At 67.6% G+C, this 13805-nt stretch carries 9 protein-coding genes; 4 read left to right on the top strand and 5 right to left on the bottom strand.

What is annotated here, in order from left to right; all coding sequences use genetic code 11:
- Positions 1-121 precede the first annotated feature (121 nt).
- Positions 122-406 (top strand): hypothetical protein, encoded by a 285-nt coding sequence (locus QQM39_RS45840; RefSeq protein WP_302004057.1) that lies wholly within the window; start codon positions 122-124, stop codon positions 404-406.
- 117 nt (positions 407-523) lie between these two features.
- On the opposite strand, the gene QQM39_RS45835 is transcribed toward QQM39_RS45840, so the two are convergent.
- Together QQM39_RS45835 and QQM39_RS45830 are read right to left on the bottom strand one after the other, a co-directional pair.
- Entirely contained in the window at positions 524-943 is a 420-nt protein-coding gene (locus QQM39_RS45835) for a hypothetical protein (protein WP_302004055.1), read from the bottom strand.
- A complete protein-coding gene (locus QQM39_RS45830; RefSeq protein WP_302004054.1) occupies positions 900-1946 on the bottom strand; it encodes a competence protein CoiA family protein in 1047 nt (348 codons plus the stop codon). Before QQM39_RS45830 ends, QQM39_RS45835 begins: the two co-directional genes overlap by 44 nt.
- A 199-nt stretch (positions 1947-2145) precedes the next feature.
- Here QQM39_RS45830 and QQM39_RS45825 point away from each other — a divergent pair, with 199 nt between their 5' ends.
- On the top strand, positions 2146-3534 hold the full coding sequence (locus QQM39_RS45825; RefSeq protein ID WP_302004053.1) for a hypothetical protein: 1389 nt from the start codon (positions 2146-2148) through the stop codon (positions 3532-3534).
- Positions 3535-3577: 43 nt separating this feature from the next.
- On the opposite strand, the gene QQM39_RS45820 is transcribed toward QQM39_RS45825, so the two are convergent.
- Positions 3578-4462 carry a hypothetical protein gene (locus QQM39_RS45820; RefSeq protein ID WP_302004052.1) on the bottom strand — a complete coding sequence of 295 codons (885 nt, stop codon included), beginning with the start codon at positions 4460-4462 and terminating at the stop codon, positions 3578-3580.
- A gap of 149 nt (positions 4463-4611) precedes the next feature.
- Here QQM39_RS45820 and QQM39_RS45815 point away from each other — a divergent pair, with 149 nt between their 5' ends.
- Both QQM39_RS45815 and QQM39_RS45810 read left to right on the top strand, forming a co-directional pair.
- Positions 4612-5004: a hypothetical protein gene (locus tag QQM39_RS45815; protein WP_302004051.1), complete on the top strand. Its 393-nt coding sequence runs from the start codon at positions 4612-4614 to the stop codon at positions 5002-5004.
- Positions 5005-5558: 554 nt separating this feature from the next.
- The gene (locus QQM39_RS45810; RefSeq protein ID WP_302004050.1) at positions 5559-6872 is read left to right on the top strand and encodes a pentapeptide repeat-containing protein; all 1314 of its coding nucleotides are present in this window, start codon (positions 5559-5561) and stop codon (positions 6870-6872) included.
- 588 nt (positions 6873-7460) lie between these two features.
- Here QQM39_RS45810 and QQM39_RS45805 read toward each other — a convergent pair.
- Together QQM39_RS45805 and QQM39_RS45800 are read right to left on the bottom strand one after the other, a co-directional pair.
- Entirely contained in the window at positions 7461-11876 is a 4416-nt protein-coding gene (locus tag QQM39_RS45805; protein ID WP_302004049.1) for a hypothetical protein, read from the bottom strand.
- Positions 11877-11957: 81 nt separating this feature from the next.
- Complete coding sequence (locus QQM39_RS45800; RefSeq protein WP_302004048.1) at positions 11958-13064, bottom strand: DNA-binding protein; 1107 nt, start codon at positions 13062-13064, stop codon at positions 11958-11960.
- Positions 13065-13805: the final 741 nt, after the last annotated feature.

The raw sequence follows: 13805 nt of genomic DNA, 5'->3' as shown, positions 1-13805 counted from the left end.
CTTCACCCGACCGAGAAGGGTCACGGGGCCCGACCGGCCGGGCTGCCGTCCTTCGCCACGTCTATCGACACCTGGGCCGGGATCCGTCAACGCTGTCTAGCCCGGCCTCTACGCTGCCGTCATGACGCTGAACGCCGACGAGTATGAGCTCCTCCGTCTGATCGCCCAGTCACCAGAGCCCGTGGCTGCCTCCGACTTCTTTCACACCATCCACCCGGCGAACTTCGAACGAAGCGCCACAGAGGAAGACCCTCGGCGTGTGGCATGGCAGGAAAAGCAGTTCGGGCTCTACAAAGCGATGATCGACCTGCACGACGGCGGTCTCATCCGGATTGTCCACCCGGCGAACGGAGAGCGGCCAGACCTGATGGAGGCCACTGAGGCCGGCCACGCTGCCCTGACCTGAGGGCCTTGCCGGGCGGACCCGCCTGGGGCCGCCCGGCAAGGCCCAGCGCCGAGGGAGGAGAGGCAGGCCCGCGCGGTGGCGATGCTGCTGCCGTGGAAGTGCTGCCAGCCCGCCGCTTCAGCACATGGTGAGTTGTTCGTGCTCGGGCAGGTCGAGGTGGACGATCCGGCTCTGGGGCAGGACGGCGGCGAGTTCGCGCGCCTCGTGGGCGCTGCGGACCAAGACCAGCTCCTCCGCGAGCGTGGGGCAGGCGGCGACCAGGCCGGGGCAGGGCCGCACGATTCCGTACAGTGTCCGCCGCTTGTCGGCCACATGAATGGGGACACCGCGGGCGTACTGGGGCCACATCATCGGCTTCTCCGGGAGTTCCACTCGAACACTCGACTCGCGCCAGGCGTACTCGGCGACGGCGGCGAACAGCTCGGTCTGCTGCTGCGGCGACAGCCGACACCACCACGCTCGCGCCGTCGCCAGGTCCTGGCGCTCCTGCTCTTCACGCTCGGCTTGCTCCCGGGCAAGACGCGCCTCGCGTTCCACCCGCTCCCGCTCCCGGCGCGCGTCCTCCTCTTGCCCATCGGCGCTGCGCCTCCTCCAAGCGCACGCGGGCTTCCTCCTCCCGCTGAAGGCGTCGGCGTTCGGCCTCCTCGGCCTTCCGCGCACGTTCCTGCTCCTCCAGCTCCTGGCGCCGCCGCTCCGCAGCCTCTTCCTGCTCCTTCTGCCGCGCCTCCCGTTCCGCCCGCGCGGCCTCCTGCCGTTGCCGCATGGCCTCGTGCTTATCCTGATCGGCGATCGACCTCCGCGATGTCCACCACTGATCACGGCGGAACCGCCGCTGCTCACCGTCGACCACCCGGTACACCCGCCGGTATCGAGGTAGCACCCCGACGGGAACGAGCTGCTCTTCCAGCGCCCAGCGCACGAACCGCTCGAGCGGCTCCTCCTGGAACTCCCACCGCCCGCTCCGGTACACGAACCCGGCAAGCCCGTCGTCCACCACCCACGGTTGATCCCGCTCCTGCGGAGCCCTGACCCGGACGGCCGGCACTGCGCTGATCCACTGCGGCGGCCGCGCGCCCGGGTGCACCCAGCACACCCGGATCCCCTCTTCGGCGTACCGGTCAGTGCGGGTGGCGATGTCGTCCACAGTGATCGGCGACAGCTGCGCCTCCCAGGCCATGCGTCGGCTCCCGTCCGCGGACGAGGCCATGACGTCCGCCCGCCATGACCCGTCCTCGGCTGGCACCTCCAGGGCCGCGAACCACCCGGCGGCCCGGATCGCGCCCGCCATCTCCAGCTTGAGCATGTGGTGCTCCCACGACTCGTTCAGCAGTTCACACGACTCCGGTCGGTTGCGGTCGTGGCAGAAGAACCGGACCCCGTAGCGGGAGACCTTCGGGTGGAGGCCCCAGGAGCAGTCGGGGCAGGTGAGTGGGACGCGGGGGTGGACCTTGTGGACCTGGCCCCACTTCAGGTCGTGTCCGAGACCAGTGAGGGTCGAGTCGAGAAGGCCCAGCTCGGGATGCAGCGCAGTGAAAGGCATGAATCGCATCTCCCGGCGATCCGGCATGCTGACGGCGTATCTGACAGCACACCAGATACCAGGCCCCACTGACAGAGGGCCTCCAGCCTGCGGCGTCGTACCTTCTGAAGCCCCCGCCTTCGCCTCGAAGGAAAAGTCGCGGACGGCCCAGTGCGGCCGCGTCTGGAATCTGAAGCGTGGCCTGGCTCATCATCGTGGGATGGCTGAGCAGATGGACCTTCAGCGGTTGCGGAGCCTTATCGAAGGCGTGTGCATCACGCTGTACCAGCGATATGGGCATGAGGATCTGCCAGCGCTGTGCGAGCGACTGGGCCTGCCCTCACCTCCTCCCAAAGACCAAGCGAGCAAACACGAGCGCTTGACCGCGAGCCTGGGGGCCTGCCCGGACGACCGACTGCCTCATGTGGCTCAGGCAGTTCTCGACAGCGAGCCGCTTCTCGCTCCCGAGCAGATGGAACTGCAGGACGTTGTGTGGCTCGGTGGCGACTACGTGGAGATTCCCGGCCGTACGCGGCGAGAGTTGGCCAAGGAACTCGACCTCTCCGATCACCTCACGTATCCGGACCGATTTCTGACCCTGCTGGGCAACCTGTGGGATCTCGGTGAGGACGAGTTCAACGTGTGGGGGCCCCACCTTGGCACCCTGCGCTCCGACATCCAGCGCCACGTGATCAGGTTTCCAGACGACTGGTCGACCGAGGACCTCTTCGAGCAGCTCAGAGCCTTCGAAGCCCCACATCCTCGATTCGGCCGCTTCCTCGAGGGCCTGGCCGCGCCAGAGGTTCTTCCTGACGAGCAGGCACAGCGCCGCTTCGTCGAACTGGCCAACCGCCATCTGCAGCCGGTCGGCGCACAGCTCCGTCAAGAAGGGGAGACGGACGGATACCCTCAGTTCCACCTGCACCAGCTCGGTCGCGGCACCGCCCGCCGGCCGCGCAACCTCATCTTCGCCACCCAGGGAAAGCCCGACATCCGCTTCACCAGCGCCCTCGACAACGACATCGAGATCGCCGAACAAGCCGACAAGATCCTGGTCTACAACCACCCAGTAGGCAAAAACGGGCTCCTCTGGAGCGACCTGCTGTCCTGGTGGCAGGAAACCCGCAGCATCGAGGACACGGAGACGGCCCGCCACACCCTTTACGACCGCATGCAGGCTTCCCTGCCACGTGAGTCCGCAGGCCAGAAGAATCTTTTCTGGCTCTACCACAACCTCTACAAGGGCCAACTGCACGAGGTACCCGCGCTCCTGCCAGAGATATGGGTGCACTGGGACCCCAAGACCCTCCGCGAGCGCGGAGAGCGTGCCATGCAGAACCTCCGCATGGACTTCCTCATGCTGCTGCCCGGGAACCGCCGCGTGGTGCTGGAAGTCGACGGCATGCAGCACTACACGCGCGACGGTGGAGCCGTACCCGACAGCGCAAGGTACGCCGCCACCATGGCCGGTGACCGCGACCTGAAGTTCCGCGGATACGAGGTGTTCCGGTTCGGCCATGACGAACTGCGCGACCGCGAGCGCGCCCGCCCCGTGCTCACCGACTTCTTCCGAACGCTGCTGGGCCGCACACCTGACAGCTGCCCGTAGCTGCTCCACCCGACACCGCCAGACGACGTGATACGCCGCTGGATCAGTCGAAGTCGGGTTCCCAGTCGTCATCCACCTCTTCTTCGGTGCGCAGGGAGTGAGCTCTCATATCCGCGAGGTCCAGTTCGGGTCCGGTCAGTGTGAGGTCGCAGACCCGACACCCGAAGTAGCGCGGGAAGAACCAGATATCCCCATAGTCCCCGCTCTTGTCGCGCCCGCTGATGAACGCAGGCTTCCCGCAAGCCGGACACGTCGTGGGTACGTGTAGAAGCCAGCGGCTGGGCAGTGGCGCTGCCGCCAGGCTGGCAATCACCGCCGTCCTCTCACTTTCGGACAAGCCGTCGGTTTTGATCGCGAAGTTCTCCTGCGCCCGCTGAATCTTGGCGGAGTAGCGGACTGTCAGCTCGGACGTCGTCTCCTCTACGAGGCTCTTGCACGTCTGGTAGTACTTGTCCCAGAACCAGTCTGGTTCCTTCGCTAGCTCGGGCAACAAGGAATCGATGTACTTCACGCCAGATGCCAGGAGTTCCCGGCACTCGTTGGATGACTTCCCCCACCCCATGTGAGTGACGCCGTTACGCGCCTCCCTCAAGGCCGCAAGTTGCTGTGGTACCTCGCCCATTCCCAACTTCGTGAGCCGCATTACGACCCCCGCGCCACTGACGGTTCTGAGAGCCGCACGCCCTTTCTCCACCTTGTCCTCTCGGCCGCCCAGTAGCAGCAGATCTTCTAGAGAGGGCTTGATGTCGGCCAGCAGTGTGAGGGTGATGGAGGCTAGGCACGCCTTCGCCAGATGTTCGACGGCTACAGCCATGTGATGGACGGCGAAGTCCTGGTCCGCCGGCTCTTGCAGGTAGGCGTCGATAGATGTCCGGGCCCAACGCTGAGCCGAACTCACTAGGTCATCACGGATTTCGTCCTTGTCCATCCCAGAACCGTAGGGCGAAGGAACCAGGAAGATCTCGAATTTCCACCTCTCGTCTTCGCTGAGATGGCCCGATGTCCGGAAGGGCAAGGTTGTGCTCACCGTCGGCTGACCTGCGGTGCCCTTGGGCGGGGCCGGTCGTTGCACGGAGTATGGAGCTGACTGAGGAGCAGGTGGCCACGCTGCGGGATTTTCTTCGCGAAGGTCGTGACCTGCGCGTGGATAGCGACCCGTGTGATCAAGTCCGCTGGCGTACCGCCGCGCTCGTCTACCTTCGCGGGACAGTGCCGCCCGAACACCACCTGTGGCGAGTACACACGAACTGGGACTACTGCCCGATCCCTGTTGAGTTCCCCCGCACCGGCGTGAAGCTGTTCGCTGAACACTGGGGGCCGGTCATGGGCGTGATCGAGGGCCTTCTCGCACTGCACGAGTCCATGCCGAGCGCCGGGGCACGTGTGAAGTGCCGTTGCAGTGCCAGTGAGGGGATGTCGTCACTGAGCCAGTGTCAGGTGTCGGAGATAGGCCCTCTGACCTGCGGTTGAGTGGGTGCTCGTGGTGGCGGCTGCTGACATCAGTCGATGGCGTCAAGTGACGATGGTGCTGGACAAATCGATGGCACTTCCTATGTCGCAGTACTGAGCCCTGAGGCGAAGCGGATGAGGAGTCGCAGCCCTATCGGTAGCTTGCCCGGTCGGCTTCGATGGCTGCGGCGATGGCGTTGTCGGCCACTTCTACTGCAGGGTTGTCTTCCGGCTTTGTGGCCCTGTGCTGCGGGACGCGCTCTTCCTGGCCGGGAGCGGCCCACGCGCTCGGCCGCGAAGCGATGAACTCACCGGACCACCCTACGCGTACAGGGCCTTTCCTCCGTTCACATGGCCGAAGGGACCTGGCACGTTCCCATGGAGACGGTCAGCACGCCATGCTGTGGGCGGGGCGACATCCCGGCGGTCCGGCCGCTGATCAACGCCCTGCTTTCCCAACCGGACACCACCGGGCTGACCTGCCCGATTCAGTTAGCCACTTCGAAGCTCAACTTCCCCTCAGAGATGACCTGTTCATGTGTGCGCTGTAGCGAGTTCGGTCCATCATGCACTGCATGAAGCCGGAGACCGGGCGCCTTGTCCTCGCTGCAGTGGGCACGGCCGCAGCCATCGGGTATGTCCTGCTCCTGTGGCGCGGACCGTGGTGGATCGACGGTGCCCACCTTCGGGAAAGGGACCTTCAGCCGGCCGACGGTGTGGTCATCACCGGCTTCCGGACCATGCTCGTCGCTGTCGGGGCAGGAGCGATCACCGGGCTTGGCCTCTACTACACTCATCGCAACCACCGGCACGCCGAGAAGCTGTACGAACACAGCCAGGAGCAGTTCGCCCACCTGCGTGAGAAGGACCGCGAGCAAGCGGAGCTGACACGCGAGGGACAGGTCACCGAGCGGTACGTCGAAGCGATCAAATTGCTTGGATCCGGCAATCTTCACGAACGGCTCGGCGGCATCTACAGCCTCGAACGAATCATGAACGACAGCGAGAGAGACCATCGGACGGTCGTCGAGGTCCTGTCAGCGTTCGTGCGCACCCCAGCACAAGAGAGAAGCAGGCCGAAGGACGGGGCAGGAGGGGGCGCAGCGGAGGACTCGGCGGAGACGCCATCCACACTTCTCGCCTCTGACGTCACCGCGGCTTTGACGGTCCTTGGACGCCAGCCGGTGCGGCAGAGCCATCTCGTGATGGACCTGCGGGGTGCCCGCCTCACCGGGGCCACCATCCGCGACGTCGACCTACAGGACGCGAATCTGCAGGGCGTCGAACTCACGGGCGCCCGTCTGGAGGGCGTCGTGCTGGCCGGTGCCCATCTCGCATCGGCAGCACTGACGGGTGCCACATTCTGGGAGGGCGACCTGTCCGACGTGATCGCCCCGGACGCCAACTTCACCGCGGTGAACGTCGTGGGCACGAAGTTCACGAACGCAGTCCTGACGAGAGCGATTCTGGTGGGGGCGGACCTCACGCACATTGACCTCAGCCATGCATCGTTGCCCCGTGCGACTCTGACGCGCGCACACCTGAGCAAGGCCGTCTTGAGCCACGCACGTCTTGAGCATGCCGACTTGAGCAAGGCGAACCTGGAGGGCGCCGACCTGACCCGCGCTGACCTTGTCGGCGTGAAACTCCAGGGAGCAGATCTCACGGGGGCCGAACTCGGCGGAGCAGACCTGGCTTACGCCGACCTCACGGACGCCGACCTCACTGCCGCCAACCTGAGTACGGCCAGGGGTCTAAGCGTCCGTCAGCTCATCAAGGCACACATCACCCACGACACAACACTCCCCGAGGAGCTGGCCGATGACCCACAGGTCAAGGATCGGGTCGACGAGTGCGAAGCGGCCGAGGCGGAAACAGGCCCCGAGTAAGTCTCGCGGCCGGTGGCACGGTGCAGCCTGAGCAGTACCTCACGCCAAGATCACTGTCAGTGCCGGGAGTTAAGGTTCTCCACCCCGGCACCGTGCCGGTCCGTGGGGAGTGGGAGCAGTGGGTATGAAGCGGGAACGGGCGACAGTTGCTCGACCGGCTGGAGCAGCGCGTATGGCCCCTGAACCTCGTAAAGGAGATTTACCTGTTCCGCTCTTACATCCGCGGCGCTCTGGAGGCGGGCGACGTGGACGTCGTGGTGCAGCACGCCACCGACGAGCGCTGGAGACAGGACTCGCTCCATGCCATGTTCAGCGGCCGTGACGGCTACGTGGTGATGCGGCAGGCACTGCGCGGCCGGCGGAGCGGTGCCCGTTCCCCTTCCACGGCCGCAACGCCCTTGAGGGCGAAGAGATCGAGCTGCTCCTGCTGTGGCGGCGGGGCGAGCCGGTCGACCTCGCCCGGCAGAGGCTGGCCGCGATCTCGCCCGACCCGGCCGCCGGCCGCGCACCCCGCGACCACGTCCTGCCTTCATCCGAGGCGATCACCGACCTGCTCCCGCGTCCGGTCTGAGTACAGCATGCGCTGGCTCAGGCTGCGGGGAGGATGCTGTCCACTGCGGCGATCCCTGCGGGGCCGGCGATCCAGAGGCGGTGGTGCCCACCGGAAGACCGGTGGGCGAGGCCGGTGACGGGAGCAGCGGTGAGCAGGGTGTGCACGACGTCGCGGGTATGCGGGTCCCATAGCTGTACGCCGGTGCCGCCGCCCGTGGCGAGCAGGGAGCGTCGGCCCGGTGAGGTGAGGGCCGCAAGCGTGTTGACCGGCGCGGGGGCCTCAAGGGTGGCCCACGGAGACGTGCCCTTCCACAGACTGACCTGGTGGCCGCCGGCCACGGCCAGCAGCGGCCCGTGGGACGTGTGGGGGAGTGAGGCCATGATGCGGGCCGAGCCCCGGCCCGGGATGTGGCCCTCGTCCAGGAGTTCTCCGGAGCCCAGGTCCCAGAACAGCAGGGTGCTTCCGGCCCCGGCGACGATGACCTGGCCGTGGCGCGTGCCCCGGTCCCAGACGTACAGACTGCCGGGCGGCCAGGCCTGCCACCGGTGCTCCGCAGGCGTGTGCCACACCAGTTCGCCGCTGGTGGTGAACAGGTGCAGACCCAGGGAAGTGGCCACCACCAGCGCAGGGGAGCGGCCAGGTAGTGCGGCAGTGCACCACACCGACGGTTCCTGCAGGGGCACACTGCCGACAGCCTGCTCCTTGCGCAGGTCCCACACGGTGATCTCTATCTCCGTCGCCACGGCCAGCCAACTGCCGTCTGCCTCTTCCAGGAACGGCTGGAGAGAGCGCACACGCCCGCCGGGCAACTTCGACCACAAGCGCCCGTCGTCGGCGCCCAGCAGCACGGCCCGCCCTGCCCTCACCCCGGCGAGCAAGTCAGGGAAACCTCCCGTGAGCAGGTGCAGGCTCCGCAGCGGACCGGGTACCCGTGCCTGTCCGCTGCGTTGGCCCTCACGAGCCGCCGCGGCGCGGGACGCCGCAGCAAAAGGAGAGGCCAGGCGGATGCCTCCCTCTCCCACCGTCGCCACCGCCGCCCACCCGCCCCCATGCCGCGGCACACCGGCAACAGCGCGGATGCCGTCGTCGGTGACGGTCCCCAGACGGCCGTCACCGGACCGGGACCGGGAGAGATCGTGGATGCGTACGTTGGGGCCGTTTTTCACGCCCAGCACACGATGACCGTCGGGGCCGGTGAGGGCGTACAAGTCCTGTGCCGCCCCGCCCAGGCCGGACAACCGCTGACCGCTGTAGGGGTCCCAGACGTACAGGCCGTACTTGAATCCATGCGGGGTCACCAGCACGTCATGCCCGTCCGGTCCGCGCACCGCGGCCAGGGCACGGCCGGTGAACTGGCGAGGCATCTCCAACGGCCACACATGCGAAGACTGCGGGTCGCACACCGTTACACCGCGCGCCATCGGGTCGGGGTAAGCCAGCAGGTCCGGCCTGTTGCTGCCGTGCACCACCACGAGGTCGACCGCACGCGCGGGCGCCACCTCATGGGGCAGCTCATGCACCTGTTCCTCGGCGGGCCGCCACAGCCAGATGCGACGGCCCGCGAGGACCGCGATGAGCCAGTCCTGATCGCCGTCCTGCAGCACCCGGACTGCCCGCAGACCGGGAACCAGCCTGTTGTCGGGGGCAGGCAGTGAGGCCAGGCAGCGACCCGAGAGGGGATCCCACACCGCTGCGCTCTTTCGCCCTGCGGTGACCAGGAACGTCCGCCCGCCGCGGCCGCCCATCAGCACCAGGTCCCGCACCTGCGGGATACGGATGTGGACCAGCCGCTGACCGGTGGCACTGTCCCACACATCCACGCCCGCACCGGACGCGGCGGTGACCAGCCCCCGCCCGTCAGCGGTGGCGAACGCGCACAGCCCGCGTACGGCTTTGCGTACCGAGGCCAGGACGTTCGTTCTCGACCGCCACTGCGACCAAGCGGTCGTCCACACTGGCTCAAGCGGAGAGAAGTCCGCTGCGGGCAGCGGCAGCATCCCGTGCTCGTCCGCCAGATTGCTCAGCGCCGCACGCTGGAAGGCGATACTGGACAAACGCGAGGCCGCATCGACGCCGGCATCGACATACGGTTCGATCAACGCGGCAGCGACCAGGGTGGGCCGTCCCATATCGCCTACCGGCAGCGGCAGCCGAAGACGGGCCCGCACCGTACCCGACGTCTCCTGCACCAGCAGACTGGCCGGCACATGATCGTCATCCAGAACCGCACCGGCATCGGCGTGCGCCAGCAGATGCCGACGCACATACGGGTGGGCCGGCAGCGGCGCCGTATCCCGGGCCAGTCCCGCCAGCTGGCGGGCGATGCCGCGGTGCGTACGCTGCGCCCCGTCCAGCCCGCCGAGTCGGGCGGCAGGCCCGTCGTCCAGGGGAAGCAGGGATGCGGGCTCGTTCAGCAGGGCTTCGGCCACCCGCTGGTGGACGGGCCGGTAGGTGGCCCGGCCGTCTTCCACCCCGTGGGCCAGGTAACCGGCCAGCCGGCTGGCATGCACGATGCGGATGGCCTCACTGATAGCGGCATCGTCCGGTGACCGGCCACCCAGCACCCCGCGGACGACCGCCGGCCACACCTCCGCCCAGGGCAGGCCGCTGCCCTGGGCGAACGCCGTGGCCCTCAGCACGGCCAGCAGCACATCGCCGCGTACCTGCTGGTCACGTGCCACGTGCTGGATGTCCGCACACAGCAACGCGGCCGTGCCCGACTCCAGCCGCGACTGCCACACCTGGTCACCGAGATCCTGCACCCGCGCAGCGGTCCGCAACTGGGCGGCCGCCAGCCGGGCATCCAGGAACGACGGCCACACAGCCGCCGCGATCAGCCGGGCCGTCGCAGCCGCGGCAGCCGGCTCTGGCCGGTACGGGCTGTGCTCACCGCCCAGCAGCAGCGCCCGGGCGTAGGCGGCGATGTCCTCGATGCTGTCTGGCCGGTCCGTGCGCAGCAGCCGGCACGGCACCGGCTGCTGCACACGGGCGCCATCCAACGCCTCCTGCAGGACGGTCAGCATCCGGTCCGCCCGCTCATCACGCAGCCCGCGCATATCGTCCGTGCCAGCGGGGGAGGAACTGCGCAGCCCCACCAGCAGCCGCACCGCCGCACTTCCATCAGCCCCCCGTTGCCGGGCCAGCGGCACCACGACATCACTGATGCACGCCAGCGGCTCACTCGCCTCGTCCAGGCCGTCGATGACCACCGTCAGCGACCGCCCCAGCATGGCCGACCGCTTGCCCAGCAGCCCCAGCAGCACCTGCAGCGGAGGCCTGTCACCGGAGAGGTCCGTGTGTCCGAGTGCCCGCAGCAGATCCTCGATCAGCCCCAGCGAGGTCTTCGCCCGTGCCAGGACCGCCGCATCCACCGCCCCTGCGCTCGGGCGCATCGGCCCGGGCACGCGCTGCAGGACGTCTTGGAAGTCGGGCAGGGCCAAGAACACCGGATCGCTGAGGGTGACCAACCGCGCCAAGAGGCCCGACTTGCCCGAGCCCGCCGCCCCCGTGACAGCCAGCACGCCCGAACCACCGCGCACGAAGCCGACCAGCTCACGCATCAACACGCCGCGGCCGCTGAAATACCACCCGGCGTCCTCCTCACTGGTCCGCCCGGAGGCGCGGGATGCCCAGTACTGCAGCGTCTCGCGGGACAGCGACACCTCCCGCCGGGCCGCCCCCACCATCGGCTCCACTGGCCGGTACGCAGGGTTGGGCAGACACGCGCTCAACACCGGTTTGCGTGAGCGCGGCCACACCCACACCGGCTCGATCAGCTCCGGATGCTCCGCACCCACCTCGGCCAGCAAACGCTCCCAATCGGCCAGTGAAAGATGCGAGTTGACATACCCCGACGCCTCGTCCGCCGCCTTTTCCAAGCTCAGCGCGATCAGCTTCGTGAACTCCCCCACATACGGCTGCTCGTGCACATCACCGCTGGTGAGCACCGCGAGAGTGGGCAGACTGCGGCGGGAAGCGGCCAAGTCGTTGACCAGCGCGGTGACTTCCGCACCGAGCGCGCCGGCGAAACACGAGTCCACCAGCACCAGAACGTGCTCGGCCTCGCTGTCCAGGACAGCCCCCACCAGATCCCGCGTCGGGAACGCCGTTGCCACCAGACGACGCGGATCGGTCGCGGCGAACGTCAGATAATGATGATTGGCCGCGCTCGTCACCCCGTGCCCGGTGATGTAGACCACAAGCGCCCCGTCGTGCGCGGCTGCGGCCAAATTCTCCTCCAGCAGAAACCGGCGCAGATCCTGGACCTGCTCCAGCTTCACCGGCCGCGAGAGCGTGAACCGGCCCGCATCCGGCAGATGAGGGCCGGCCAGCCAGTCGGTGACCACCGACACCTGAGCGCCCACGGCCCGGGTGAAGCCTTCGTCGCCGTCTCCGTAGTCGTCCACACTGACCACGACAAGCCGCCGCGCCGCCGTCACTGGCCCACTCACCCGCAAACCCTCACCTTGTGTACTGCCAGCGACACAACCGGCGGCGCTGATCCTTCATGAGGCACGGCACCGGCACGGACCTCACTCGGTTGCCGCCTGAACCCCGTCGAGATCTTCCAGCAGGACATCGACCCGCTGCGAAAGGGTGACCAAGCTCAAGTCGGCCCACCTGCCGGGATCCGCTCCGTCAGGCACCGATGCAGTATCTAGGACCCACCAGGTGGTGCCCTGGATACCGGGGGGCGTACGGCCGGCTACCTGGAAGAAGACGTGCTCGGCCAGTCCCGTTGGGCTGTACCACTGCCCGTCGGCATCCCACTGCAAGGGGTTTGCCGTGGTGTTGCGCCAGGTGACCATGGCCCGGCGCGGGTCTTCATTCACCCAGGCCGCGATGCGTTCCTTGACAGCTACCGGAGCGCCGTGGTCGGGGACCATGCGTAGCCGCGTGCCATCTGGCAGCAGAGCGGCATTGACCAGCACATGCACCGCATTCTGGGAGCGCTTGCGCTCCTGCAGCTTCTGGGCGACCTCACTGGACTCGGCCCGGGCCGGCGCCAGGGTGAACTCCTCGACCTCCGGGGTCGGGTAGAGCTTGCTGAAACCAGCTACGAGTTGCTCTCCCACCCGCCACAGGCTCACCTGCAGCAGATCGATGTCCAGGCCCATCTCCGACAGCCACACCACGCTGTGGGTGACCTGCTTGGGAAAGCTCTCTGCGACGATGACCAAGCGGGGACGGCGCAACAGCTCCACGTCCCACTCCTCGCCCGCATGCTCCAGCAGCTGGGTGCGGCACTCCTCGACGCTGAGCTGCGCCCCGCGCCCGGCCAGGAACGCCTGATGAGCCTGTGCCAGCGTCTCCACGCTGAACCGCGACACCAGCGCGGCATAGGTGATCGCCTGCAGATGTACGTCCCGCTTGGCCAGGCTGCGCTTGAGCTCCACGACCACCAGCCGTCCGGAAGCCTCCAGTGCCAGCACGTCCAGGCGGTCCCGGGCAGGTGTGCCCTCGGCGTCGGCCCAGCGGTCATACTCTGCGGTGATCACCAGCACGTCCTCGCCCAGCACCTCGGGATGGGCGATCACCCATTCCTGCAGGTGCTGCGGCTCCAGCAGCTTTTCCTGTACGAGCGTGGTGGGCGGGACCGCGGCCGCTTTTTCTTCGTCGACTGCGAAGAGATGCTCCACCGCTGCTCCGATCTGCCGTACCTGCTGATTCGACGAAGCCTAACCGCATGACCTGGTCTTCATCCGCTGGGGAGAGTGCAGCGGAGGGGGAGCCCGGCCGTTCAACGAGCCCGGGTACGCCGTGAAACTGGCGGGCCGGGCGGACTGAGCCGCCCTGGTGCGGCATGGCGTCACGTCATGGTCTGCACGATGGGGCCAGCTCGCTCTCTAGCATGCCTCAGATACTGTAACTACCATGGTGGTGCGGTGACTTGACTGCTCGCCGCACCACAGCGGCATGGGGAGACGGCCCGGGCCGACGGCCGGTTTCGCGCCCTGTGCAGCCGGGGAGGGCAACCCCGCACCTGTGTGGAACCCGCATCCGTCATCTGCAGGAGCACCGTCAGATCGAATACAAAGTCTCGTCTGAGGCTCTGCGTCGGCACCGCTCTCAGTCCTCAACCACTGTCCATCAGTGGCCGGGCTGAGCCGTGCCTGTCACGTCACGTCCGGCCCATCGGGAAGGGGAGTCAGACGTGGACAGGCTCACGGTGTGGATTCCTGCCGGGTTCGGGTGTGCCAGCCTGATCTTGGTGCTGGGCACGAAACTTGCTGCCGACCTGGAGCATTTTCTTGACGCGTGGCGAGGCCCGGTGAGCCGGATACGGCGATGGCTGCAGCGACGTCACGGCGGAGGGCAGGACTGACCCGGCCGCGGCGCTCACCGCCCATGCATACCAGGGATCACCACCTCAGGCTGCG

The sequence above is a fragment of the Streptomyces sp. DT2A-34 genome (genome assembly GCF_030499515.1).
Lineage (GTDB): Bacteria > Actinomycetota > Actinomycetes > Streptomycetales > Streptomycetaceae > Streptomyces.
Note: the sequence above shows the minus strand (reverse complement) of the source record. Positions and strands in the feature narration are given on the sequence as shown.

Coding starts and splice junctions, on each gene's coding strand:
- QQM39_RS45840 (WP_302004057.1), top strand. CDS start 122: ATGACGCTGAACGCCGACGAGTATGAGCTCCTCCGTCTGATCGCCCAG.
- QQM39_RS45830 (WP_302004054.1), bottom strand. CDS start 1,946: ATGCCTTTCACTGCGCTGCATCCCGAGCTGGGCCTTCTCGACTCGACC.
- QQM39_RS45825 (WP_302004053.1), top strand. CDS start 2,146: ATGGCTGAGCAGATGGACCTTCAGCGGTTGCGGAGCCTTATCGAAGGC.
- QQM39_RS45820 (WP_302004052.1), bottom strand. CDS start 4,462: ATGGACAAGGACGAAATCCGTGATGACCTAGTGAGTTCGGCTCAGCGT.
- QQM39_RS45815 (WP_302004051.1), top strand. CDS start 4,612: ATGGAGCTGACTGAGGAGCAGGTGGCCACGCTGCGGGATTTTCTTCGC.
- QQM39_RS45810 (WP_302004050.1), top strand. CDS start 5,559: ATGAAGCCGGAGACCGGGCGCCTTGTCCTCGCTGCAGTGGGCACGGCC.